The 19,970-nt window shown below is 71.4% G+C and carries 18 protein-coding genes; 8 read left to right on the top strand and 10 right to left on the bottom strand.

The annotated features are described in order from the left end of the window. The first annotated feature begins 41 nt into the window (after positions 1 to 41). Together OG589_RS09440 and OG589_RS09435 are read left to right on the top strand one after the other, a co-directional pair. A complete protein-coding gene (locus tag OG589_RS09440) occupies positions 42 to 590 on the top strand; it encodes an isoprenylcysteine carboxyl methyltransferase family protein (RefSeq protein WP_405147952.1) in 549 nt (182 codons plus the stop codon). After that, positions 587 to 1,600: an NAD(P)/FAD-dependent oxidoreductase gene (locus tag OG589_RS09435; protein ID WP_405147951.1), complete on the top strand. Its 1,014-nt coding sequence runs from the start codon at positions 587 to 589 to the stop codon at positions 1,598 to 1,600. Before OG589_RS09440 ends, OG589_RS09435 begins: the two co-directional genes overlap by 4 nt. A 12-nt stretch (positions 1,601 to 1,612) precedes the next feature. Here OG589_RS09435 and OG589_RS09430 read toward each other — a convergent pair whose 3' ends face one another. Next, positions 1,613 to 3,292, bottom strand: coding sequence for a DEAD/DEAH box helicase (locus OG589_RS09430; protein ID WP_405147950.1), 1,680 nt, complete (start codon positions 3,290 to 3,292; stop codon positions 1,613 to 1,615). A gap of 532 nt (positions 3,293 to 3,824) precedes the next feature. On the opposite strand from OG589_RS09430, the gene OG589_RS09425 reads away from it, so the two are divergent. Next, a complete protein-coding gene (locus OG589_RS09425) occupies positions 3,825 to 4,172 on the top strand; it encodes a peptidoglycan-binding protein (protein WP_405147948.1) in 348 nt (115 codons plus the stop codon). Positions 4,173 to 4,303: 131 nt separating this feature from the next. On the opposite strand, the gene OG589_RS09420 is transcribed toward OG589_RS09425, so the two are convergent. Then, complete coding sequence (locus OG589_RS09420; RefSeq protein WP_405147946.1) at positions 4,304 to 5,296, bottom strand: aldo/keto reductase; 993 nt, start codon at positions 5,294 to 5,296, stop codon at positions 4,304 to 4,306. A gap of 251 nt (positions 5,297 to 5,547) precedes the next feature. Continuing rightward, entirely contained in the window at positions 5,548 to 6,822 is a 1,275-nt protein-coding gene (locus tag OG589_RS09415) for a M14 family metallopeptidase (RefSeq protein WP_405147945.1), read from the bottom strand. A 250-nt stretch (positions 6,823 to 7,072) separates the two neighbouring features. Between OG589_RS09415 and mihF the strand changes: the two genes are divergently transcribed. Both mihF and OG589_RS09405 read left to right on the top strand, forming a co-directional pair. Further along, positions 7,073 to 7,381: an integration host factor, actinobacterial type gene (gene mihF, locus OG589_RS09410; RefSeq protein WP_358556588.1), complete on the top strand. Its 309-nt coding sequence runs from the start codon at positions 7,073 to 7,075 to the stop codon at positions 7,379 to 7,381. A 144-nt stretch (positions 7,382 to 7,525) separates the two neighbouring features. Further along, positions 7,526 to 7,867: a hypothetical protein gene (locus OG589_RS09405; RefSeq protein ID WP_405147943.1), complete on the top strand. Its 342-nt coding sequence runs from the start codon at positions 7,526 to 7,528 to the stop codon at positions 7,865 to 7,867. On the opposite strand, the gene OG589_RS09400 is transcribed toward OG589_RS09405, so the two are convergent. The 4 genes from OG589_RS09400 to OG589_RS09385 all read right to left on the bottom strand — a co-directional run bounded on the left by OG589_RS09400 (position 7,864) and on the right by OG589_RS09385 (position 12,376). After that, positions 7,864 to 8,328, bottom strand: coding sequence for a cupin domain-containing protein (locus OG589_RS09400; RefSeq protein WP_405147942.1), 465 nt, complete (start codon positions 8,326 to 8,328; stop codon positions 7,864 to 7,866). The two genes, OG589_RS09405 and OG589_RS09400, sit on opposite strands and share 4 nt — an antisense overlap. 178 nt (positions 8,329 to 8,506) lie before the next feature. After that, positions 8,507 to 9,337: a hypothetical protein gene (locus OG589_RS09395; RefSeq protein WP_405147940.1), complete on the bottom strand. Its 831-nt coding sequence runs from the start codon at positions 9,335 to 9,337 to the stop codon at positions 8,507 to 8,509. A 159-nt stretch (positions 9,338 to 9,496) separates the two neighbouring features. Next, positions 9,497 to 10,462, bottom strand: coding sequence for a hypothetical protein (locus OG589_RS09390; protein ID WP_405147938.1), 966 nt, complete (start codon positions 10,460 to 10,462; stop codon positions 9,497 to 9,499). Positions 10,463 to 10,558: 96 nt separating this feature from the next. Continuing rightward, positions 10,559 to 12,376 carry an AMP-dependent synthetase/ligase gene (locus OG589_RS09385; RefSeq protein ID WP_405147937.1) on the bottom strand — a complete coding sequence of 606 codons (1,818 nt, stop codon included), beginning with the start codon at positions 12,374 to 12,376 and terminating at the stop codon, positions 10,559 to 10,561. 202 nt (positions 12,377 to 12,578) lie between these two features. On the opposite strand from OG589_RS09385, the gene OG589_RS09380 reads away from it, so the two are divergent. Then, complete coding sequence (locus tag OG589_RS09380; protein WP_405147935.1) at positions 12,579 to 14,105, top strand: peptide MFS transporter; 1,527 nt, start codon at positions 12,579 to 12,581, stop codon at positions 14,103 to 14,105. Between the two features lie 6 nt (positions 14,106 to 14,111). Here the strand turns inward: OG589_RS09380 and OG589_RS09375 are convergent, their stop codons facing one another. Then, positions 14,112 to 15,572 (bottom strand): PLP-dependent aminotransferase family protein, encoded by a 1,461-nt coding sequence (locus tag OG589_RS09375; RefSeq protein ID WP_405147933.1) that lies wholly within the window; start codon positions 15,570 to 15,572, stop codon positions 14,112 to 14,114. 63 nt (positions 15,573 to 15,635) lie between these two features. Here OG589_RS09375 and OG589_RS09370 point away from each other — a divergent pair, with 63 nt between their 5' ends. Both OG589_RS09370 and OG589_RS09365 read left to right on the top strand, forming a co-directional pair. Then, positions 15,636 to 16,241 carry a YitT family protein gene (locus OG589_RS09370; protein WP_405147931.1) on the top strand — a complete coding sequence of 202 codons (606 nt, stop codon included), beginning with the start codon at positions 15,636 to 15,638 and terminating at the stop codon, positions 16,239 to 16,241. 51 nt (positions 16,242 to 16,292) lie between these two features. Further along, a complete protein-coding gene (locus tag OG589_RS09365) occupies positions 16,293 to 18,101 on the top strand; it encodes a glycoside hydrolase family 15 protein (RefSeq protein ID WP_405147929.1) in 1,809 nt (602 codons plus the stop codon). Here the strand turns inward: OG589_RS09365 and OG589_RS09360 are convergent. Then, positions 18,098 to 18,997 (bottom strand): hypothetical protein, encoded by a 900-nt coding sequence (locus OG589_RS09360; RefSeq protein ID WP_405147928.1) that lies wholly within the window; start codon positions 18,995 to 18,997, stop codon positions 18,098 to 18,100. The two genes, OG589_RS09365 and OG589_RS09360, sit on opposite strands and share 4 nt — an antisense overlap. 46 nt (positions 18,998 to 19,043) lie before the next feature. Continuing rightward, positions 19,044 to 19,970 carry an LD-carboxypeptidase gene (locus OG589_RS09355; protein WP_405147927.1) on the bottom strand — a complete coding sequence of 309 codons (927 nt, stop codon included), beginning with the start codon at positions 19,968 to 19,970 and terminating at the stop codon, positions 19,044 to 19,046.

Here is a 19,970-nt window from a genome sequence, read left to right as displayed (position 1 = left end):
CGGCTGTCACCCTGGTGATCGGACCCGTATCGTTTCAGGGCATGTCGTCCTGGTACCTGCTGCTCGTCCTGCTCGTCGGAGCCGAGCGTCTCGCCGAGCTGGTGGTCGCCCGGCGCAACGCGCGCTGGAGCCTCGCCCGAGGCGGGCGCGTCTTCGGGCGCCGGCACTATCCCTGGATGGTCGCCCTGCACACCGGCCTGCTCGCCGCGTGCCTGCTGGAGGCGGGCCTCGCCGGCCGGCCCTTCGTGCCGGCGCTGGGCTGGCCGATGCTCGCCCTGGTCGTCGCGGCCCAGGGCCTGCGCTGGTGGTGCGTCACCTCGCTCGGCCCGCAGTGGAACACCGAGGTCATCGTGGTGCCGGGCCTGTCGCTGGTCGCGCGGGGGCCCTACCGCCTCGCGTGGCTGCGCCACCCCAACTACGTGGCGGTGGCCGTGGAGGGCGCCGCGCTGCCGCTGGTGCACGGCGCGTGGGTGACCGCCGTGGTCTTCACCGTGCTCAACGCCGCGCTGATGGTGGTGCGCATCCGCTGCGAGAACCAGGCCCTCGCCACCCTGGCCCCGCGCCCCGCCGCGCGCGAGGCGACGGCGTGATCGACGTCCTGGTCGCCGGCGGCGGGCCGGCGGGCCTCGCAACGGCCATCCACGCCACGCTGGCGGGGATGGAGGCCGTGGTGGTCGAGCCACGGTCGGCTCCGGTCGACAAGGCGTGCGGCGAGGGTCTCATGCCCACCGGGGTCGCGGCCCTGCGGTCACTCGGCGTGCGCGTGGAGGGGTGGCCGCTGCTCGGCATCAGGTACGTCGACGAGCGGCGCCGCGCGCAGGCGGCGTTCCGCGAGGGGCCCGGGCTCGGGGTCCGCCGCACCGCCCTGCACGCCGCGCTGGCCGAGCGCGCGGCGGAGGTCGGCGTGAAGGTCGTCCACGGCCGGGTCGGCGGCGTGCGGCAGCACGCGGACTCGGTGGAGGCGGCCGGGTTGCGGGCCCGCTGGCTGGTCGCCGCCGACGGGCTGCACTCCCCGCTGCGCGGCCTGCTCGGGCTTGAGCTGGCGAGCCGCGCCCCGAGCAGGTACGGGCAGCGCAGGCACTACCGCGTCGCGCCCTGGTCGGACTTCGTCGAGGTGCACTGGGCGGCGCGCGCCGAGGCGTACGTGACCCCGGTGGGCGAGGAGCTGGTCGGGGTCGCCGTGCTGAGCTCCGAGCGCCGGAGCTACGAGGAGCACCTGGCGGGGTTCCCCGCGCTGCTGGCCCGGCTGGAGGGGCCCGCCGCCACCTCGGTGCGCGGGGCGGGGCCGCTGCGGCAGCGCGTCAGTGCCCGCGTCGCCGGGCGCGTGCTGCTGGTGGGCGACGCGGCCGGCTACATGGACGCGCTCACCGGCGAGGGGGTCTCGCTCGGGTTGCTGTCCGCGCGCGCCCTGGTCGGCTGCCTGCGCGCCGGGCGGCCTGAGGCGTACGAGCGCGCGTGGCGGCGCCTGTCGCTGCGCCACCGGCTGCTGACCGGGGCGCTGCTGGCCGCGCGCCGCCGTCCGGGCTCGGCCCGGCTGATCGTGCCGGCGGCCCAGCGCCTTCCGGTCGTCTTCACCGCCACCGTCAACGCCCTGGCCTGACGGCCGACGCCGCTAGCGGGCCTCGAAGCGCTCGCGCCGGACCGTGACCTTCCTGCCCTTGACGGTGGTCTGGCGCAGGGAGGTGATGACGTCGTCCGCCGAGTAGTCGGGGACCTCGACGAGCGAGAAGCGGTCGGCGATCTCGATCGCCCCGATGTCCCGGCCGCTGAGCCGCGACTCGTTGGCGATCGCGCCGACCAGGTCCTGCGGCCGGACCCCCGCGCTGCGGCCCGCGCCGATGAAGATGCGGGTCATGCCGCTGCTCGGCCCGCGCCCGCGTCGCTCGTCGCGCCCGCCCGGCTCGCGGCGCGGGCGTCCCTCGCGCTCGGCCCGCACCGGCACGTCGGGGATCTCCTCCTCGTCGGCGGCGGCGCCGCTGGCCTCGTGCGCGAGCTTCACCGCCGCCATCGCGATCTCCACGAGGTCGAACTCGTCGGCGAGGGTGTCCACCACGACCCGGAAGTGCTCCAGGTCGTCCTCCAGCATGCTCTCCTCCAGGGCGGAGCGCGTGAGCTCCAGGCGGCGGGCCCTGAGGTCGGCGACCGTGGGGACCTTCTCGACCGTGATCCTGCTCTTGGTGACCCGCTCGATCGTCTTGAGCATGCGGTGCTCGCGGGGCTCCGCGAGTGTGATGGCCACGCCCTCGCGGCCCGCGCGCCCCACCCTGCCGATGCGGTGGACGTAGGACTCCGGAGCCGAGGGGACGTTGTAGTTGACCACGTGCGTGAGCTGCTCGATGTCGAGCCCGCGCGCGGCCACGTCGGTCGCGACCAGCAGGTCGGCGGTGCCGCTCCGCAGCCGCGCCATGACGCGGTCGCGCTGCTCCTGGCCCATCCCGCCGTGGAGGGCCTCGGCGCGGTAGCCTCGGCCGTTCATGGTCTCGGTGAGCTGGTCGACCTCCTCGCGGGTGCGGCAGAACACGATGGCGGCCTCGGGCGCCTCGACGTCCAGCACCCTTCCGAGCGCCGTGGGCTTGTGCGCCCTCGGCACCATGTAGGCGCACTGCCGTACGCGCGGGGACTCGCCGGGGGCGGCGGACTCGCGCTCGATCTGGATGCGCACCGGGTCGCTGAGGTGCTGGCGGGCGATGGAGTTGATGCGCGGCGGCATCGTGGCGGAGAACAGGACGGTCTGGCGCTGCTCGGGGGTCTCCTGCAGGATCGCCTCGATGTCGTCGGCGAACCCCATGTCGAGCATCTCGTCGGCCTCGTCCAGGACGACGATCTGGAGGGCGTCCAGACGGAGGGTCTTGCGGCCGATGTGGTCGAGCGCCCGCCCGGGGGTCGCGACCACGACGTCCACCCCTCGCTGCAGCTCCCTGAGCTGCCGCCCGATCGGCTGCCCGCCGTAGATCGGCAGGACGCGGGCGCCGAGGTCGCGGCCGTAGCGGTGGACGGCCTCTGAGACCTGGACGGCCAGCTCGCGCGTGGGCACCAGCACGAGCGCCAGCGGGGATCCGGACCCCCCGCCCGCCGGCATCCGCTGGAGGATCGGCAGGGCGAACGCCGCCGTCTTGCCGGTGCCGGTCGCGGCCTGCCCGAGCAGGTCACGGCCCTCGACCAGCGGCGGGATGGCCTCACGCTGGATCGGCGTCGGCTCCTCGTACCCGAGACCGGTGAGCGCGCGCAGAAGCTCGGGACGCAGCCCCAGGTCAGCGAAGCCTGTCGAGTCTTCGGTGGCGTTGGGGGTCATGATCGAGCTCCTCGTTCCGGGACGGACGCGCATGGGATCGGTATTGACTCCATGTTCCACTGTCGCAGCATGCTTCCCGCCCACCGGGGGCCCGTACCGGCGGAATTCCCGCCCCGGCGCGGTGCCTTTCGGCGTACGAGGAACCCACCCCCGGTAAAGGGGTGGCCTTTTCACGCTTACGGGAGAGGAAGTTTACTTCACACTGCATGGGGCCGGACCGGCCACGATACGGGGTCCGCGGACCGGCGGGGCACGCGGCGGAGCGGATCGGCACCATGAACGTCCCCCGACCGGAAATGATCACTGTCCGCCCGCAGGCCCCCTACCGGGGATTTTGCACTCAGATGGAAGGGTTTAGAACTCGGCCCGCAGTGCCTGTCAAGCTGCCCTGTGTGCGCCCACACGCACGGGCTCCGGGCCTGGAGTTCCGGCTCGGTGAGCGCCTTCGCCCGAGAAGCACGCAGGCCGGTTCCCGGCCGAGCCGGCCGACGAACTCGCCACCTGATGGGAGACCAGGATCATGTTGAGTTCCATGAAATCGAAGATCGCGCTGCCCGCCGCGGCGCTGGCGATGATGGCCGTGGCGGTCGTCCCGGTCCTCGCCACCCCCGCGCACGCCGACGCGGCGGCGAAGGCAAGGGCCGCCGGGCCTTTCGGCTGCAACTATACGAACTCCGAGCCTGTCCTCAGGAAAGGGTCGACCGGCACCGCCGTCAAACAGGCTCAATGCCTTCTGAAGTATCGCATCGGGCAGCCCGATTCCGTCGACGGTGTATTCGGCTCGGCGACCGACTCAGCGGTCTATGAATTCCAGACCAGGTGGGGCCTCAAGGTCGACCGCGTCATCGGCTCCTCTACCTGGTACGCGCTCAAGCACTGACCACCTTCTCGGTGATCGCGACGGCCGCGCCGGTGGGCGTGGCCGTCTCGCGTCCCGGGTTCGCGGGGCGCCCGCGAGCTGTCGCGGATGGCGCCCGACGTACGCGGGGCAGGAGTCACGGGGCCCTCGCGTCACCGGTGGACCGCGTCCATCGCGGCGGCGGGGTAGCGCTCGCCGGAGGCCACACCGCGCGGGGCCACGGCCTCGATCGCGGCCAGGTCGTCGGGGGTGAGGGTGATCTCGACGGCGGCGGCGTTGGCCTCCAGGTAGGCCCGGCGCTTGGTGCCGGGGATGGCCACGATGTCGTCGCCCTGGGCGAGCACCCAGGCCAGCGCGAACTGCGAGGAGGTCACCCCCTTGGCGTCGGCCAGCACGCGGATGCGGTCGACGACCGCGAGGTTGCGCGCGAAGTTCTCCCCCTGGAAGCGCGGGTGCGAGGAGCGCCGGCGATCGTCCTCCGACAGGTCGTCCACGCTGCGGATGGTGCCGGTGAGGAAGCCCCGGCCGAGCGGGCTGTAGGCGACGAAGCCGATGCCGAGCTCACGGGTGGTGGCCAGGACGTCGTTGTCCTCCACGTCGCGGGTGAACAGGGAGTACTCGGTCTGCAGCGCGGTCAGCGGGTGGACGGCGTGGGCGCGGCGGATGCTCGCGGGAGCCGCCTCCGAGATGCCGAGGTAGCGGATCTTACCCTCGGTGACCAGCTCGGACAGCGCGCCGAAGGTGTCCTCCACCGGGACGCCGGGGTCGACGCGGTGCTGGTAGTACAGGTCGACGTGGTCCACGCCGAGCCGCTTGAGAGAGCCGTCGAGCGCCTCGCGCAGGTAGTCCGGGCGGCCGTTGACCCGGCCGGTGAGAGCGCCGTCCTCGACCTCGTTGCCGAACTTGGTGGCGAGCACGACCTCGTCGCGGCGGCCGGCGATCGCGCGGCCGACGAGGCTCTCGTTGGTCCACGGCCCGTACATGTCGGCCGTGTCGAGGAAGGTGATGCCGAGGTCGAGCGCCCTGTGGATGGTGGCGGTCGCCTCCCTCTCGTCCGCGGGGCCGTAGGCGACGCTCATCCCCATGCAGCCGAGCCCCTCGGCGGAGACGTGTAGGCCCTGGCTGCCCAGCCGGCGCTGTCGCATTGCTGAACTCCCTATGTCGATATATCGACGGTCCGTCCCTGTGCGAAGGGTGACGGCCGCTTGGTCCCTCTGCTCACGATCTTCGCGCCTCGCCCGCCTCCGCGCCACCACCGCTGTGACTGCCCGCACAAACGCCCGTCAAAGCCTTCTCCGCAGGGGCTTCCGGGCGCGCCGCGCCGGGCGGGGTACGGCCGCTCGCGCCCGAGCGCGCGGCCGTACCCCTGGTGGCGGCGAGTGCCGTCAGGTGATCGCTAGCAGTACTGCGCGGCCTTGCCGATGATGCGGTAGACGCAGTCGGAGTACTCCAGGAACCGGAGCACCGCCTCCTTGTTGCGCGTGGTCTGGGTCACGATCTGCTCGTCGGGCGGGTAGAAGCCCGGCGAGCCGTTCTTCGGGTACATCTCGAAGGTGTAGCTGAAGATCTTGTAGGTGCCCCACAGCCAGTCGTCGATGGAGCCGTCGGTGATGTAGAGGTCGCTGGCCTGCTGCGCGGTGTAGCCGTTGGTGCCGGCCATGTTCTGGCCGAGGGTGGCGAACGCGTCGTGGTCGTCCTGGGTCAGGCCGGCCGCGGTGTCGTTGTAGGTGTAGCCGTACGGCCACAGGATCAGCTCGCTGTAGGTGTGGAAGTCGATGTTGGACTTGATCTGCTGCTTGCCGCCGACGACGCGGCTGCGCACGAAGTCGGCCGCCGCCTTCACCTCGGGCGCCGACTCCGCGGACGCGCCCCGGTAGGTCTCGCTGGAGGTGGAGCCGGAGGAGCCGCCGCAGCAGCCCCACTTGTACGCCCAGTTGCGGTTGAGGTCGGTGCCCACGTAGGAGGAGCCGGAGTTGGGCTGCCGGTTCTTGCGCCAGGAGCGGTAGGAGCCGGAGGCGATGTCGTACTCGCCGCCGTCGGGGTTGAGGTCGGGCAGGATCCAGATCTCCCGGGAGTTCACCAGGCCGGCGATCCTGCTGTCGGACGCGTAGCTGCCGGTGAACAGGTTGAGCAGGTAGATCGCCATCTCGACGGTCAGGTGCTCGCGGGCGTGCTGGTGGGCCGTGAACAGCACCTCGGGCTCGTTCTCGTCGGTCGCGACGTTGTCGCTGATCTTGACGGCGATCAGGTCGCGGCCTCCGTAGGAGGTGCCGTAGCTGTACTTCTTGGCGATGGACGGGTAGTTGGCGACCACCTGGTTCACGAGCGTGGTCAACTCCGCGTAGTTGTGGTACCCGGAGTCGGCCGAGGGGAAGTCCTGCGGTTTGGGCAGGACCGGGGATAACGGGCGCGGGATGCGCGTGACCGCGTAGCCGAGCCGCTTGATCTCGGCGATCTCGGTCTCGGAGGCGGTGACCACGATGGATGTGGTGGCCACCTCGTCGATCGCGGCGCCGGTCGCCGCGATCGTGGTCCGCTGCTGGGCCGTGCTCGGGCCTTCGACGCGATACTGGTTGCTCGGGGGCGGCTCCGCGGAGGCCCCCGCACCGGTGATCCCGCTAACGCACAAGAGCGCCAGGACCGCCAACCCTACGAGCAGACGACGTCTCACCTGTTCCTCCCTCAGGCGCGCGCTCTGGGGTTTGTCGCACGCCTGCACTGAGAGTCAGGTCATCCGTCCGAACTTAGAAGGCCCAAATTTCACGACTTGTACGGCTTTGGCCCGGCAGGGGCAGATCCGCCGAGATGGGGCAACGAACTGCGGAACCATGATTAACGCCCGTAGTGGGGGTAACAGGATTGCCGACCGCACCAGCGGCCGGTCACACGGCCGACGATCCCGACCCCCAAGGAGAACCCCCATGGCCCTCCCCGTCCTCACCCCCGAACAGCGCCAGGCGGCTCTGGTCAAGGCGACCGAGGCCCGGCAGGCCCGCGCCGCGCTCCTCGCCCAGCTGAAGACCGGCGACCTGACCCTGGCCGAGCTCCTCAAGCGGGAGGACGACACCGCCAAGAAGATCAAGGTCTCGCAGGCCCTGCGCGCGCTCTCGGGCATCGGCCCGACGAAGGCCGCCGCGCTCATGGAGCGCGCCGGCGTCGACGACAAGCGGCGCATCGGCGGCCTCGGCGTCCAGCAGCGTCGGAAGCTTGTCGACGCCGTCTCGTCCTGAGCGTGCCCTCCTTGATCCGGCCGGAGGCAGGGACGGCGATCCGGCCGTCCCTGCGCCAGCCGATCATCGGAGGACCGGAGGCATTTTCCCCGGAGTCCCCAGCGCATAGTCTCCCAATAACGACATCGCTGCGGGAGGCGACCTTTGAGCAAGCTCACGGAAGACGAGCGCAGGGACCTGGCCGACATCCTGTCCAGCCCTGAGCTCAACGATCCACGGGTGCACGCCGACCGCGAGGTGGGGCAGCAGCTCGCCGACTTCTTCCGCAAGGACATGCCCGACGTGGACGAGGTGGTCATCGGACGCGTCTTCCTGCGGACCGCGGTCACGATGACCCAGCTCGGGGACGCGGGGATGCCCCTTGAGCAGATCGCCAACATCTTCACGCTGAGCGCGCTCGACCTGACGGCCCTGGAGCTCGCGCGGGGCATCGAGGCCCTGCCGGAGCCCGCGCCGCGCGACGACCCGGCGGCGCCGGAGGGCTAGGCCCCTGAGCCGCCCTCGGGCGGGCGGAGGTCGGGGAGGTTCACCACGATCGCCTCCTGGGTGCTGCGCGCGATCACGACGACCGCCTCGCTGTCGGGGTCGGGGTTCTCCTCGCGGTGGGGCACGAACGGCGGCACGAAGACGTAGTCGCCCGGCCGGGCCTCGATGCGCACCTCGCGCGGCTCGTCGCCGTCGAGATCGAGGAAGACGAACGACGGCGTGCCGCTGACCACGTAGATGGCGGTCTCGGAGTCGCCGTGGTGGTGGTTGGCGGAGACGGTGGCGGGCGCGACGTGGGTCTGCCCCATCCACAGCCTTCTCGCGCCCACGGTCGTGTCGCTGATCGCGGCTCGGCGGGCCATGCCGGGGGTCTGGGCCGTCTCTGCGCTCAGGTCGCCCTGCCCCACGTGGTGCAGGCGCCGATGGAACGGATCCCCGGATGTCGCGTGGTCCTCTGACACGGCGCTCTCCCCCTCCCCGATGCCCGTAGGACGTCTTCTCGAAGCATAGGACGGGCGGGCGCGTGCCCGCGTCCCCACGAAGCCGCCCACAGCGTCCCACGACGGCCCCTGGACGGCCGGAACGCCTGGCTCCCGGGAGTTCCCGGGGGCCAGGCGTTCCGGTTGGTCAGGCCAAGGACTAGCGGACGACCTTCACGTAGTCGGTCGCCGACGACCCGTACAGGCCGCGCGAGCCCTCGAACACGACCTTCCACGTGCCGGACCAGTAGGCCGGGATCTTCGTGTAGAAGGTTCCGTCCGGGTTGGTCTCGATGGTGTCGACGTACTCCCACTTGCCACCGTGGGCCCGGTGGAAGTACACCTTGATCTTCTGCCAGCCGAGCTGACGCCAGCTGTGCCAGCGGGAGTCGTCGTGGCAACGGTTGCCGCCCACAACGTAGGCGTCGCCGTCCCACCACCAGTCGCCGTAGCACCGGGCCGTCTCAAGCTTGCCCGAGAGCGACAGCTTGCGACCCTTCTTGACGGGCTCGGGGCTCGCGTCGAACCCCGCGATCCGCGTCGCGCGCGGACCGCGGTGACGGTCCTGCACGACCTTCACGTAGAAGGAGGACTTGGCCCTCGCGACCTTGCCGTCCTGGCCGGTGGCCTCGACGTAGACGATCCACTTCCCGGCCGGGTCGTGCCGGTCGAGAACGATCGTCTTGCCCCAGGTCTTCGACTCGCCACTGGACGCCTTCGCGGCTCCGGGGCAGGGGTTGCAGTCGGGCTGACCACCCTGTCCCGTCGGCTCGAAGTCGAACTTCACGTCCTCGGCGCCCACGGTCTCGACCGTGGCCGTCACCGCGACGTGATCGCTTCCACGGATGACCACCGGGTCGGGGGTCACCTTGATGGACTCGATGCTCACCGCGGTGTCCGGCGCCGTGTCTGCCAGCGCCGGCGCCACCACACCGAGCGCCGAAGCGCCCATGGTGGCCGCTACCAGGGCGGTAGCGATGCGTTTCATCATGCGGAACTTCCTCTCCCCGTAGAGAAAGGCATCCCAATTGGGGGTGTGCCTACGTCATAGACGCTTTAAGGCACCCAAAAGTTGCCAGGCAACTCCCAGCAAATAATTACAAATTGGACACTTTGCCGGTTCGCAGGACCGGATATATAGCCGTTTGTCCTAATTTCGAGCTACATGTCTAGCAGAGGCCGAAATGTGGGCGTAATGGTGTGTTCCGGGATAGAAGACGCGCCACGTGCCATGTGCCCGCTTTACTCGCCTGACGAAGCGGCCGTCCCTGTTGGTGCTGGCCTTGGCCACGGTCTTCCACGTCTTCCCGCCGTGCTTCCTGAACTGCAGGGTGACGCGCTGCCTGGGGAAGGACCAGTAGTCGAACCTGCCGGTCGGGTCGACGCGCATGAGCGTCCCCGACAGCCGTACGGCCCGATGCCGCTTCCTCGCGCGGCCCACCTGGATGCCGCTGAGCACCGTCGCCTTCTTGAACAGGAAGGACGAGGACGCGGTGACGCGCGCGCCTCGGGCGTTCCTGGCGGTCGCGATCGCCCGCCACCGGCCCGAGGGGTACCACCGGGTGAGGCCGACGGGCGGGTTGAACCGCCACATCTCCCACCTCTGGCCGGTCTTCCCCTGGACGGGCACCGGCCCCTCCGCGGCACGGGGCGCCAGCGGGGATGGGCCGCCGGGCGCCCAGGGCGTGCCGCCGCCGAGGCGGGACGGGGCGGCGGTACGGGAGCGGGCCCGCCGCCCGCCGGGCTCGACCCGCAGGGTCACGCCGTCCGGGCCGGACACGCCCCTGGCCACCACCTCGACCACCAGCCGCACCGCGCCCTTGGGCCCGGCGACCGGGGTGCGCGGGTGGACCCGCACCGAGCGGATGGCGGGCCGTTCCCGCGCAGGAGCGGGCGCCTTGACGGCGGAAGCGGGCGCCTTCGCGGCCGGAGGCGGCGCCTTGGCCGCGGGCGGGGTGGCCTTCGCGGCGGGAGGCGAGATCGTCTCGACTGTGGGTTCGCGCGGGCGCGGGGGCGGCTCCACCGTCCGTCCGGCGAAGGAGGGGGGCGCCTCCGCCAGGACCGTGAGCGCGGCCAGCCCCACCGCCGACGACGTGAGCAAACGTCTCATGGTCATGGCCTGGAGGCTAGGGACCGGGAGGTAACGGCCCGGGGCCGACACGCTCCTCCCCCGGCAAAACGCCGCCCGGTCAGCTCTCGTACATCGAGCCGATCACCTCGGCGTACTTCGCGTGGATGACGCGGCGCTTGAGCTTGAGGCTGGGCGTGAGCTCCTCGGTCTCGGCGGTCCACTCGCCGGGCAGCAGCCGCCACTTCTTGACCTGCTGGACCCTGGCGAGCTTCTCGTTGGCGACCGCACGGCCGCCTCGACCTCCTTGACCACGTCGGGGTGCTCGGCGAACGCGGCCAGCGAGGTGAACTCGATGCCGCGCCCCAGGGCCCACGCCGGGGCCACCTCGCCGTCGAGGGTGAGGATCGCCACGACGTACGGCCTGCGGTCGCCGTACACCAGGGCCTGGCCGATGAGCGGGTGCTCCTTGAGGAAGTTCTCGATGTTGGCCGGGGAGATGTTCTCGCCTCCGGCGGTGATGATGAGCTCCTTCTTGCGGTCGACGATGCGGACGAACCCGTCGTCGTCGATCGAACCGACGTCGCCGGTGTGCAGCCAGCCGTCCTCGTCGATGAGCTCGGCGCCGGCCTCGGGGCGGTTCAGGTAGCCGCTGGTGTTGGCGGGGCTGCGCGTGAGGATCTCGCCGTCCTCCGCGATGCGCACCTCGACGCCGGGGCCGGGGCGGCCGACCGTGCCCAGCTTGAACTCCTCGGAGCTGTTGGCGGTGAACGCCCCGCTCGTCTCGGTCATGCCGTACACGTCGAGGACCTTCAGCCCGAACCCGGCGAAGAAACGCTGCACCTCAAGGGGCATGGGCGCGGCGGCGGTGGCGAGCCAGCGCGCCTCGTCCAGCCCGATCATGGACCGGATGATCGAGAGCAGCGCGGCGTCGGCGCGCTCATACGCCGCGGCCACCTCGGGGCTCGGGACCTGGCCGTACTGCGAGCCCTCGACGTAGGCGAGCCCGGCCGCCATGCACGCGCGTACGTTCTCCTGCTGCTCTTCCGGCTGGGTGCTGAGCAGCGCCTGCAGGCGGGCCATCATCTTCTCGTAGACCCTCGGCACGCCGAAGAACAGCAACGGCTTGACCTGGCCGAGCACGGTGCCGAGCTGGGCGAGGTCGGTGCAGAAGTGGATGTGGGAGACCTTGAACACCGGCAGGTAGAGGCTGAGCACGCGCTCGGCGATGTGGGCGTAGGTCAGGTAGGAGATCTGCGCGCCGTGGGTGGGGATGTTGGTCATGCGGTCGGTGGCGGCGACCTCGAAGAAGATGTTGGTGTGGGTCAGCGGCACGCCCTTGGGGTTGCCCGTGGTGCCGGAGGTGTAGAGCACGCTGAGCACATCGCCGGCGGTGACGGCGGCGGCGCGCGCCTCCACCGCCTCCGGGTCGGCGGCGAGCGCGCTCTCGCCGAACGCCAGGAAGTCGTCCCAGCTCATGAACAGCTCGCCGTCGGGCGTGTCCTCCAGGAGGATGACCTTGCGCAGGCCGGGCAGCTCGCCGAGGATCGGCTCCCAGCGCGCGAGGTCGGCCGCGCCGCCCAGCACCACGATGCGGGCGCCGACGTCCTTGGCGACGAAGGCGACCTGGTCGGGGGCGAAGGTGGCGTACACCGAGCAGGCCATGCCTCCGGCGTGGACCGCGCCGAGGTCGGCCAGCACGTGCTCGCTGCGGTTCACCATCATGAGGGCGACGGCCTCGCCGCGCGCGAGGCCGAGGGCGGAGAAGCCGGCGGCGATCGCGAGCACCCGGCGCCTGGCCTGCCCGTAGGTCAGGGTCGTCCAGCCGTCCTCGGCGGGGTCGGAGTAGGCGGGTGCGTCGGGGAAGCGCTCCGCCGTGAGCTTGAGCTGTTCGCAGATCGTGTGGCCGGTGATCTCCTGCTCGATCTCGGAACGTTCCGCAAGGACCCGGGGGTCGGCCATCTCACGCCTCCAGAAAGTGCCCACTTGCACGAGTGGCATGCATCGCACCACACGCCCTTCACCGGAGACAAGCCCCGGGAAGTGAGAAGAACGACCGCGCTTGCCCACCCCGGCCGATGGGCATTCATTCCACCACGAAGAGTAACCACCGAGCCAGGAATATCTCTACATATAGGGATATAGAGGACGTTCATTAATAAACGTGACTTCTGATGGTGAACGCGGGGACGGGGGGCGGACCGGCATGGCCGGAGAGGCCGGGGAGCGCGAGCGGGAGAAGACGGTGTTCGGGCACCCGCGCGGCATCATCACGCTCTTCCTCACCGAGATGTGGGAGCGGTTCAGCTTCTACGGGCTGCGCGCCATCCTCTACTTCTTCCTCATCGCCACCGCGGCCGGCGGCGGCCTCGGCCTGCCCAAGCCCACCGCGACCGCCGTCGTCGGGGTGTACGGGGCGCTGATCTACCTGCTCGCGCTGCCGGGCGGCTGGATCGCCGACCGCGTACTCGGGGCGCGCAGGGCCGTGCTGGTCGGCGGCTCGATCATCATGCTGGGCCACATCTGCATGGCGATCCCGATCAGGGGGGCCGCGCTGATCTGGCTCGGGCTGGCCCTGATCGTGCTCGGCACCGGACTGCTCAAGCCGAACATCTCCACGATGGTGGGCGAGTTGTACCCCGAGGGGGAGAACGCCCGGCGCGACGCGGGCTTCTCCATCTTCTACCTGGGCATCAACCTCGGCGCCTTCATCGCCCCCTACGTGGTCAGCAACCTCGCCAAGGACGACCGGTGGCACCTCGGCTTCGGCGCCGCGGCGGTCGGCATGGCGATCGGCCTGACCCAGTACGTCATCGGCGGACGGCACCTGCGGGGCGTCGGGGAGACGCCCGGCCACCGCCTGACCCCCGGGGAACGCCGGCACTTCGGGCTCGTCATCCTGGCCGGCCTGCTCGTGGCGGTCGTGGCGATCGCCCTGTGGGCGGCGACCGGCACGCTCAACGTCGACCGCTTCACCGTCGTGCTGACCGCTCTCACGATCGCGGTCCCGGTCCTCTACTTCGCCTACATCCTGCTCGGCAGCCACAACCTGACGGCCGACGAGCGGCTGAAGATGAAGGCCTACATCTGGCTGTTCGTCGCGGCCTCGATCTTCTGGATGATCTACGACCTGGCGCCGACCGTACTGAACGAGTTCGCGGCGTCGAAGACCGACCTGGAGATCTTCGGCCATCGCATCACGGCCGCCACCACGCAGTCGTTCAACCCCCTGCTCATCATGATCTTCGTGCCGGTCTTCGCGGTCCTGTGGGTCAGGCTCGGCAACCGGGTGGGGGCCGCCCAGAAGTTCGCCTTCGGGCTGTTCGTGATCGGTGTGAGCTTCGTGGTGATGGCGCTGGTGGCCCGCCTGGCGGAGTTCGGCAAGGTCTCGGTCTGGTGGCTGTTCCTGGTGTACCTCATCCAGGTGTTCGGCGAGCTGTCCCTCAGCCCGGTCGGCCTGTCGGTCACCGTGGAGCTGGCCCCGCGCGCCTTCAAGAGCCAGATGCTCGGCGTGTGGTTCCTGTCGTTCGCCGTCGGGGACGCCATCGGGGGCCAGACGGCGCGGCTGCTGAGGTTCATCTCCCTGCCCGCGTACTTCGTCACGCTGGCCGCCATCGCGATCGTGGCGGCCGGCGTCCTGCTGACGTTCTCCCACAGGCTCCGCGTCCTGATGGGCGAGGAGCGGGGCTGAGGCCGCTCACAGGGTGGGCGTCAGCGGGGCTCCCGCGCGCGATCCGTACGGGGCGACCCGCGAGCCGGGAGAGGACGCGAGAGCCCTCGCCGCCGCGAGGCGGCGGGCCGCTTCGGTCAGCGCGTGCGGCGGCATGGTGAACGGCAGGCGCAGGTAGCGCTCCAGCGTGCCGTCCACGCCGAACCACGGGCCCGGCGCCAGCCGTACGCCGTGGGCCGCCGCGGCGTCGGCGAGCGGCGTGGCGACCGGGGAGTCCAGCCGCACCCACAGCGAGCCGCCGCCCTTCGGCACGGTGAACCGCCATTCGGGCAGCTCCGCGCGGAGCACCTCGACCAGTGCCGACCGTGAGGCCCCGAGCGTGCGGCCGCGCTCCGCCCTGGTCTCCTCGATGCGCTCGAACAGGTGGGTCACCACGAGCTGCTCGAAGAGCGGGGAGGCGACGTCGACGGAGGAGCGGAGCACGGCCAGGCGGCGGATCAGCGCGGCCGTGCCCCGGATCCAGCCGATGCGCAGGCCGCCCCACCACAGCTTGGAGGCCGACCCGATGCTGATCACCCGGCCGTCGGTGTCGTGGGCCGCCAGGGGTGAGGTCGCGGGCACCTCGTCGATGGCCAGCTCGGCCCAACTCTCGTCCACCACCAGCGTCGTGTCGTACCGTCGCGCGGCGTCCGCCAGCGCGGCCCGGTCACCCTCGCCCATGAGGTGGCCGGTGGGGTTCTGGAAGTCGGGGATGACGTAGGCGAGGCGCGCCGCCGACTGGCGCATCGCGCAGGTCACCAGGTCGAGGTTCCAGCCGTCGTCGGCTATGCCCACCGGGACCAGCCGCGCGCCGCGCATGCGGGCGGCGTCCAGCGCGTGCGGGTACGTCGGGGACTCCACCAGCACCGGGTCGCCCTGCCCGGCCAGCAGCGTCATCAGCAGGTGGACGGCGTGCTGCGCGCCACCGGTGACGAGGATCTGGTCGGGCCGGGTGGCGAGGCCGCGGGCGCCGTAACGGGCGGCGATGGCCTCGCGCAGCGGGCGCACGCCCACCGGCTCGTACCCGGTGCCGAGGCCGTAGCGGGGGTAGGCCTCGGTCGCGGCGGCGACGGCGTCGGGCAGCAGGCCCGTCGCGGCCGGGGCCGCGGAGTGCAGCGGGAGCAGGCCGTCGTCGTCGGGGGCGATCCACGGGTTCTCCGTGCCCAGCAGCGCGCCCGGCTCGGGCAGCGCCGTCCAGCTCCCCGCGCCCTGGCGGCTGTCGAGGAACCCCTGCTCGCGCAGCCGGTCGTAGGCGGTGGTGACGGTGGTGCGGCTGACGCCGAGCGCCTCGGCCAGGTGGCGTTCGGCGGGCATGCGCACCCGCGTGGGCAGCCGCCCGTCGAGGATCAGCGTGCGCACCGTCTCGGCGAGCGCCCGGTAGTACGGCCGGGCGTCCCGGGGGACTTCGACGAGCCTGGCGAGCTGTGGCCCGCTGAGGTAACGCTCCATCAGGCCACTTTCTCTGATTGGCCCTTTAAGTGCAATCAATGGCATCGGAAGACTGGCCTCATCATGAGCGAAATCTCCCTCCCCCACCTGGGATCGATTCCCAACCGGTTGCTGCGCCTGTACGCCGGGCTGGCCCTCTACGGCGCCGGGATCGGACTGCAGGTCGAGTCCAGGCTCGGCAACGACCCGTGGGACGTGTTCCACCAGGGCCTGGCCGTGCGCACCGGCTGGTCGATCGGCACGTGGATCATCCTGGTCGGCGCCATCGTGATGGTCTTCTGGATCCCGCTGAGGCAGCGCCCCGGGATCGGCACGATCAGCAACATCGTGTTCCTCGGGCTCTTCGCCGACATGACGATCTGGCTGGCCCCCACGCCGGACGCCCTGGTGGTGCGCTGGGTCTACCTGCTGGCCGCCGTGGTGTCCGTGGCCGCCGCCACCGGGCTCTACATCGGCGCCGGCATGGGCCCGGGCCCCCGGGACGGCCTGATGACCGGCCTCGCCCGCCTCGGGCTGTCGATCCGCGCGGGGCGCACCCTGATCGAGCTGACCGTGCTCGGCGCCGGCTGGCTGCTCGGCGGCACCGTCGGCGTCGGCACCGTCGTGTTCGCCGTCGCGATCGGGCCGCTCACGCAGTTCTTCATGCCTCTGATGCGCCCCAAGCGGTGACCCCCGCCGACCCGTGCGCCCCGGCTGCGGAACCGTACTAGCGTGACGGGCATGCGGATCGAGGACTACGCCATCATCGGCGACATGCAGTCGGCCGCCCTCGTCGGGCGCGACGGCTCCATCGACTGGCTCTGCCTGCCCCGTTTCGACTCCCCGGCCTGCTTCGCGGCGCTGCTCGGCGACGAGCGCAACGGCCACTGGTGGCTCGGCCCCGCCGGCCCAGAACGCCGGCTCAGCACCAGGCGCCGCTACCGCGAGAACACCTTGATCCTGGAGACCGAGTGGGACACCGAGGGCGGCACGGTGCGGGTCACCGACTTCATGCCGCCCCGGCAGGCCAATCCCGACCTGGTCCGCATCGTCGAGTGCGTGGCGGGCAGCGTCGAGATGGGCACGCAGATCCGCATCCGCTTCGACTACGGCCGCATCGTGCCGTGGGTGCGCCGCAACGACGGGCTGCTGCAGGCCATCGGCGGGCCCGACTCCGCCTGGCTGCACTCCCCCGTCCCGCTCCAGGGCGGTGACTACGCCCACCGGGCCACGTTCAGGATGTCGGCCGGCGAACGGCTGGCCTTCGTGTACACCTGGCACCCCTCCCACTCGCCCAGGCCCGAGCAGATAGACCCGATCAAGGAGCTCGACGAGACCGAGAAGATGTGGACCGAGTGGGTCGCCCAGTGCGAGCCCCGGGCCGAGAAGCAGTGGCGCGAGCCGGTCGTCCGCTCGCTGATCACGCTGAAGGCGCTGACCTACGCCCCCACCGGCGGCATCGTGGCGGCGGCCACGACCTCCCTGCCCGAGGACCTCGGCGGGGTCCGCAACTGGGACTACCGCTACTGCTGGCTGCGCGACGCCACGATGACGCTCGACGCGCTCATCGGCGCCGGGTACGTCGAGGAGGCGCGCGAGTGGCGCGAGTGGCTGCTGCGCGCCATCGCCGGCCGTCCCCAGGACCTCCAGATCATGTACGGCGTGGCGGGCGAGCGCCGCCTGCCCGAGACGGAGCTCTCCTGGCTGGACGGCTACGAGGACTCCCGGCCCGTGCGCATCGGCAACGGCGCGGTCGACCAGCTCCAGCTCGACGTCTACGGCGAGGTGATGAACTGCCTCTACCTGTCGCGCGCGTCGGGGCTGACCTCCATCTCCCGCACGTGGGCGATCCAGCGGTCGCTGATGGACTTCCTTGAGTCCCACTGGGACGAGCCCGACGAGGGGCTGTGGGAGGTGCGCGGGCCGCGCAGGCACTTCGTCCACTCCAAGGTGATGGCCTGGGTCGCCGCCGACCGCTCCATCCGGCAGATCGAGCGGTTCGGGCAGAACGGCCCGCTGGAGCGGTGGCGCGCCCTGCGCGACCGCATCCACGCCGAGGTGATGGAGAAGGGCTTCGACCCGGTCAGGAACACCTTCACCCAGTCGTACGGCTCACGCGAGCTGGACGCGTCCCTGCTGCTGATACCGCAGACCGGCTTCCTGCCCGCCGCCGACCCCCGCGTCGTCGGCACCATCGACGCCATCGAGCGCGAGCTGATGTCCGACGACTTCGTGCTGCGCTACCCGATCGCCCAGACCAACTCCATCGACGGCCTCGCCGGCGGGGAGGGTGCGTTCCTGGCGTGCAGCTTCTGGCTGGCCGAGGCGCGGGCCATGGTCGGCAGGCGGCCCGAGGCGGTCGAGCTGTTCGAGAAGCTGCTGTCGCTGCGCAACGACGTCGGACTGCTGGCCGAGGAGTACGACCCGCGCTACGGCCGCCTGGTCGGCAACTTCCCGCAGGCCTTCAGCCACGTCCCGCTGATCCACACCGCCCACACGCTGTCGCGGGCCACCAGCACGCCCCGCTACGCCGAGTTCCTCGGCGACTAGCGCCCCTGCGCGAGGTCGGCGAGCAGGCGGGCGAACTCCGGGGGCGGGGCGACGACCAGGCGGCGCTGGCCGTTCTGGATGACCAGATCGGCCTGGATTCGGGTCAGCCGCCCGTGGTTCCACCAGTAGACGTGCGGGCTCAGGCCGTCCTCGCGCGTGCGGTACTCCCTGCGGGCGAGCAGCCACAGCCGTTCGATGGCGCGCATCACCGACAGCCCGTCTATGGGGTGGACGACCATCTCCCCGGGGTGGGGGAAGGCGACCATGAGGCCGTCGGGCGAGACCAGCAGGTAGTCCTGGATCCTGCGCAGGTGCACGGCGGCGCTCACCGTCGACCCCGTCATGATCCAGGCCGGGGTGCCGTCGAGGTCGGCGCGCTCGGCGGACAGCTTCTCGTCCGCCAGCACGTTCTCCGCCGCGAGGTCCAGGGCCTCGGCCGGGGTGACGGGCCAGCAGAAGGCCTCCTCGGGCCGCACCGGGCGGCCGGAGACCGTGAGGATCTCGACCAGGTCGGAGCCGACGTGGCGGCCGATCAGCCGGGACGGGTCGTCGTCCAGGCCGTCGGCGAGCACGACGCGCGTGCGGAGCAGCGGGCGGATCTGGGCGAGGTCGCACACGTCGGGCAGGTCGTCGGTACGGGCGACGGCGCGGGCCAGGTGGTCGGACACGAGCACGGGCCAGTCCTCACGGGAGCGCCGCCCGGCCTCGCGGCGCAGCCCGGTGAGCCGCACCGTGATGTCGCGCGGCCCGGACAGCACCAGGGCCGATCCGTCGGACTCGAAGGCGTGGTCGTAGCCGAGGCTGTCGGCCACGAGCGCCAGTAGCGAGTCGAGGTCCACGTCTTCGATCGGGCGCCGTTGCGCGTCGGCCCGCCGGTTCCGGAATCGCCTGAACAAGCCCACGCAGGCTCCCTACTGACCGCTGTCTTCCCCCGGACCAGCGCTACAGTGCCGTAGCAGGGTCGCGGAACAGGCAAGTCAAAGAGCACGATTCGGTATCAATGACCGCGTCCGCTCCCATCCATGCGGTGAACTGTGGGGTTCCGTGCCCGATGGGCACCCCGGCGATCATCGGCACCCCCAGCGGCGCCAGCCGCTCGACGAGCACCCCCATCGGGTCCCCGCACCCCACCCACGAGGCGAGCACGACGCCGAGGGCGCCGTCCAGGCATCCGGCCTGGAGCAGCTGGGTGAGCATGCGGTCGATGCGGTACGGCGCCTCGCCGACGTCCTCCAGCAGCACGATGTGCCCCTCCGCCCGCAGGGCGTACGGGGTGCCGCACAGGGCCGCGAGCAGCGACAGGTTGCCCCCGGTGAGCGGGCCCTCGGCGTGGCCGGACACGATCACCCGGTCGCCGGCGACCGGGGCGGGCATCTCCCTCTCGAACAGCGACGAGCACAGGTGGGCGAGCGAGTCCTTCTCCGGCCCCTCGTCGTCGCCCAGGGTCTGGCAGGCCGGCATCGGCCCGAAGCAGCTCGCCACGCCCAGCCGTACGGCGAACGCCTGGTGCAGGGCGGTGATGTCGCTCGACCCGAGCAGGATCTTGGGGCGGGCGGCCTCCATGGCGGGCCATTCGAGCAGGTCGAGCACGCGGGTGGCGCCGTAGCCGCCCCGGGCGCAGACCACCGCCCGGATGTCCGGGTCGCACCACGCCTCCTGCAGGTCGGCCGCCCTGCCCACGTCGGAGCCCGCGAGGTATCCCCGCCGGTTGAGCACCCTCGGCATGACGACGACGTCCAGGCCGATCTCGGTGAGGACCTGGCGTCCCCGTGCCAGGCGCACCGGGTCGACGGGCCCGGACGGCGCGACGACGGCCACCCGGTCGCCGGGGCGGAGCCGGGCCGGGATCCAGAGCCGGTGGCTGGTCAT

It is taken from the genome of Sphaerisporangium sp. NBC_01403 (assembly GCF_045040145.1).
Lineage (GTDB): Bacteria > Actinomycetota > Actinomycetes > Streptosporangiales > Streptosporangiaceae > Sphaerisporangium > Sphaerisporangium viridialbum.
This window is presented reverse-complemented; position numbering and strand designations above follow the sequence as displayed.

What these genes read in the sequence shown, in the direction of transcription:
- OG589_RS09355 (WP_405147927.1), bottom strand. Translation starts at nt 19,970, where the DNA reads ATGACCAGCCACCGGCTCTGGATCCCGGCCCGGCTCCGCCCCGGCGAC.
- OG589_RS09425 (WP_405147948.1), top strand. Translation starts at nt 3,825, where the DNA reads ATGAAATCGAAGATCGCGCTGCCCGCCGCGGCGCTGGCGATGATGGCC.
- OG589_RS09370 (WP_405147931.1), top strand. Translation starts at nt 15,636, where the DNA reads ATGAGCGAAATCTCCCTCCCCCACCTGGGATCGATTCCCAACCGGTTG.
- OG589_RS09395 (WP_405147940.1), bottom strand. Translation starts at nt 9,337, where the DNA reads ATGATGAAACGCATCGCTACCGCCCTGGTAGCGGCCACCATGGGCGCT.
- OG589_RS09390 (WP_405147938.1), bottom strand. Translation starts at nt 10,462, where the DNA reads ATGACCATGAGACGTTTGCTCACGTCGTCGGCGGTGGGGCTGGCCGCG.
- OG589_RS09430 (WP_405147950.1), bottom strand. Translation starts at nt 3,292, where the DNA reads ATGACCCCCAACGCCACCGAAGACTCGACAGGCTTCGCTGACCTGGGG.
- OG589_RS09385 (WP_405147937.1), bottom strand. Translation starts at nt 12,376, where the DNA reads ATGGCCGACCCCCGGGTCCTTGCGGAACGTTCCGAGATCGAGCAGGAG.
- OG589_RS09375 (WP_405147933.1), bottom strand. Translation starts at nt 15,572, where the DNA reads ATGGAGCGTTACCTCAGCGGGCCACAGCTCGCCAGGCTCGTCGAAGTC.
- mihF (WP_358556588.1), top strand. Translation starts at nt 7,073, where the DNA reads ATGGCCCTCCCCGTCCTCACCCCCGAACAGCGCCAGGCGGCTCTGGTC.
- OG589_RS09365 (WP_405147929.1), top strand. Translation starts at nt 16,293, where the DNA reads ATGCGGATCGAGGACTACGCCATCATCGGCGACATGCAGTCGGCCGCC.
- OG589_RS09420 (WP_405147946.1), bottom strand. Translation starts at nt 5,296, where the DNA reads ATGCGACAGCGCCGGCTGGGCAGCCAGGGCCTACACGTCTCCGCCGAG.
- OG589_RS09440 (WP_405147952.1), top strand. Translation starts at nt 42, where the DNA reads ATGTCGTCCTGGTACCTGCTGCTCGTCCTGCTCGTCGGAGCCGAGCGT.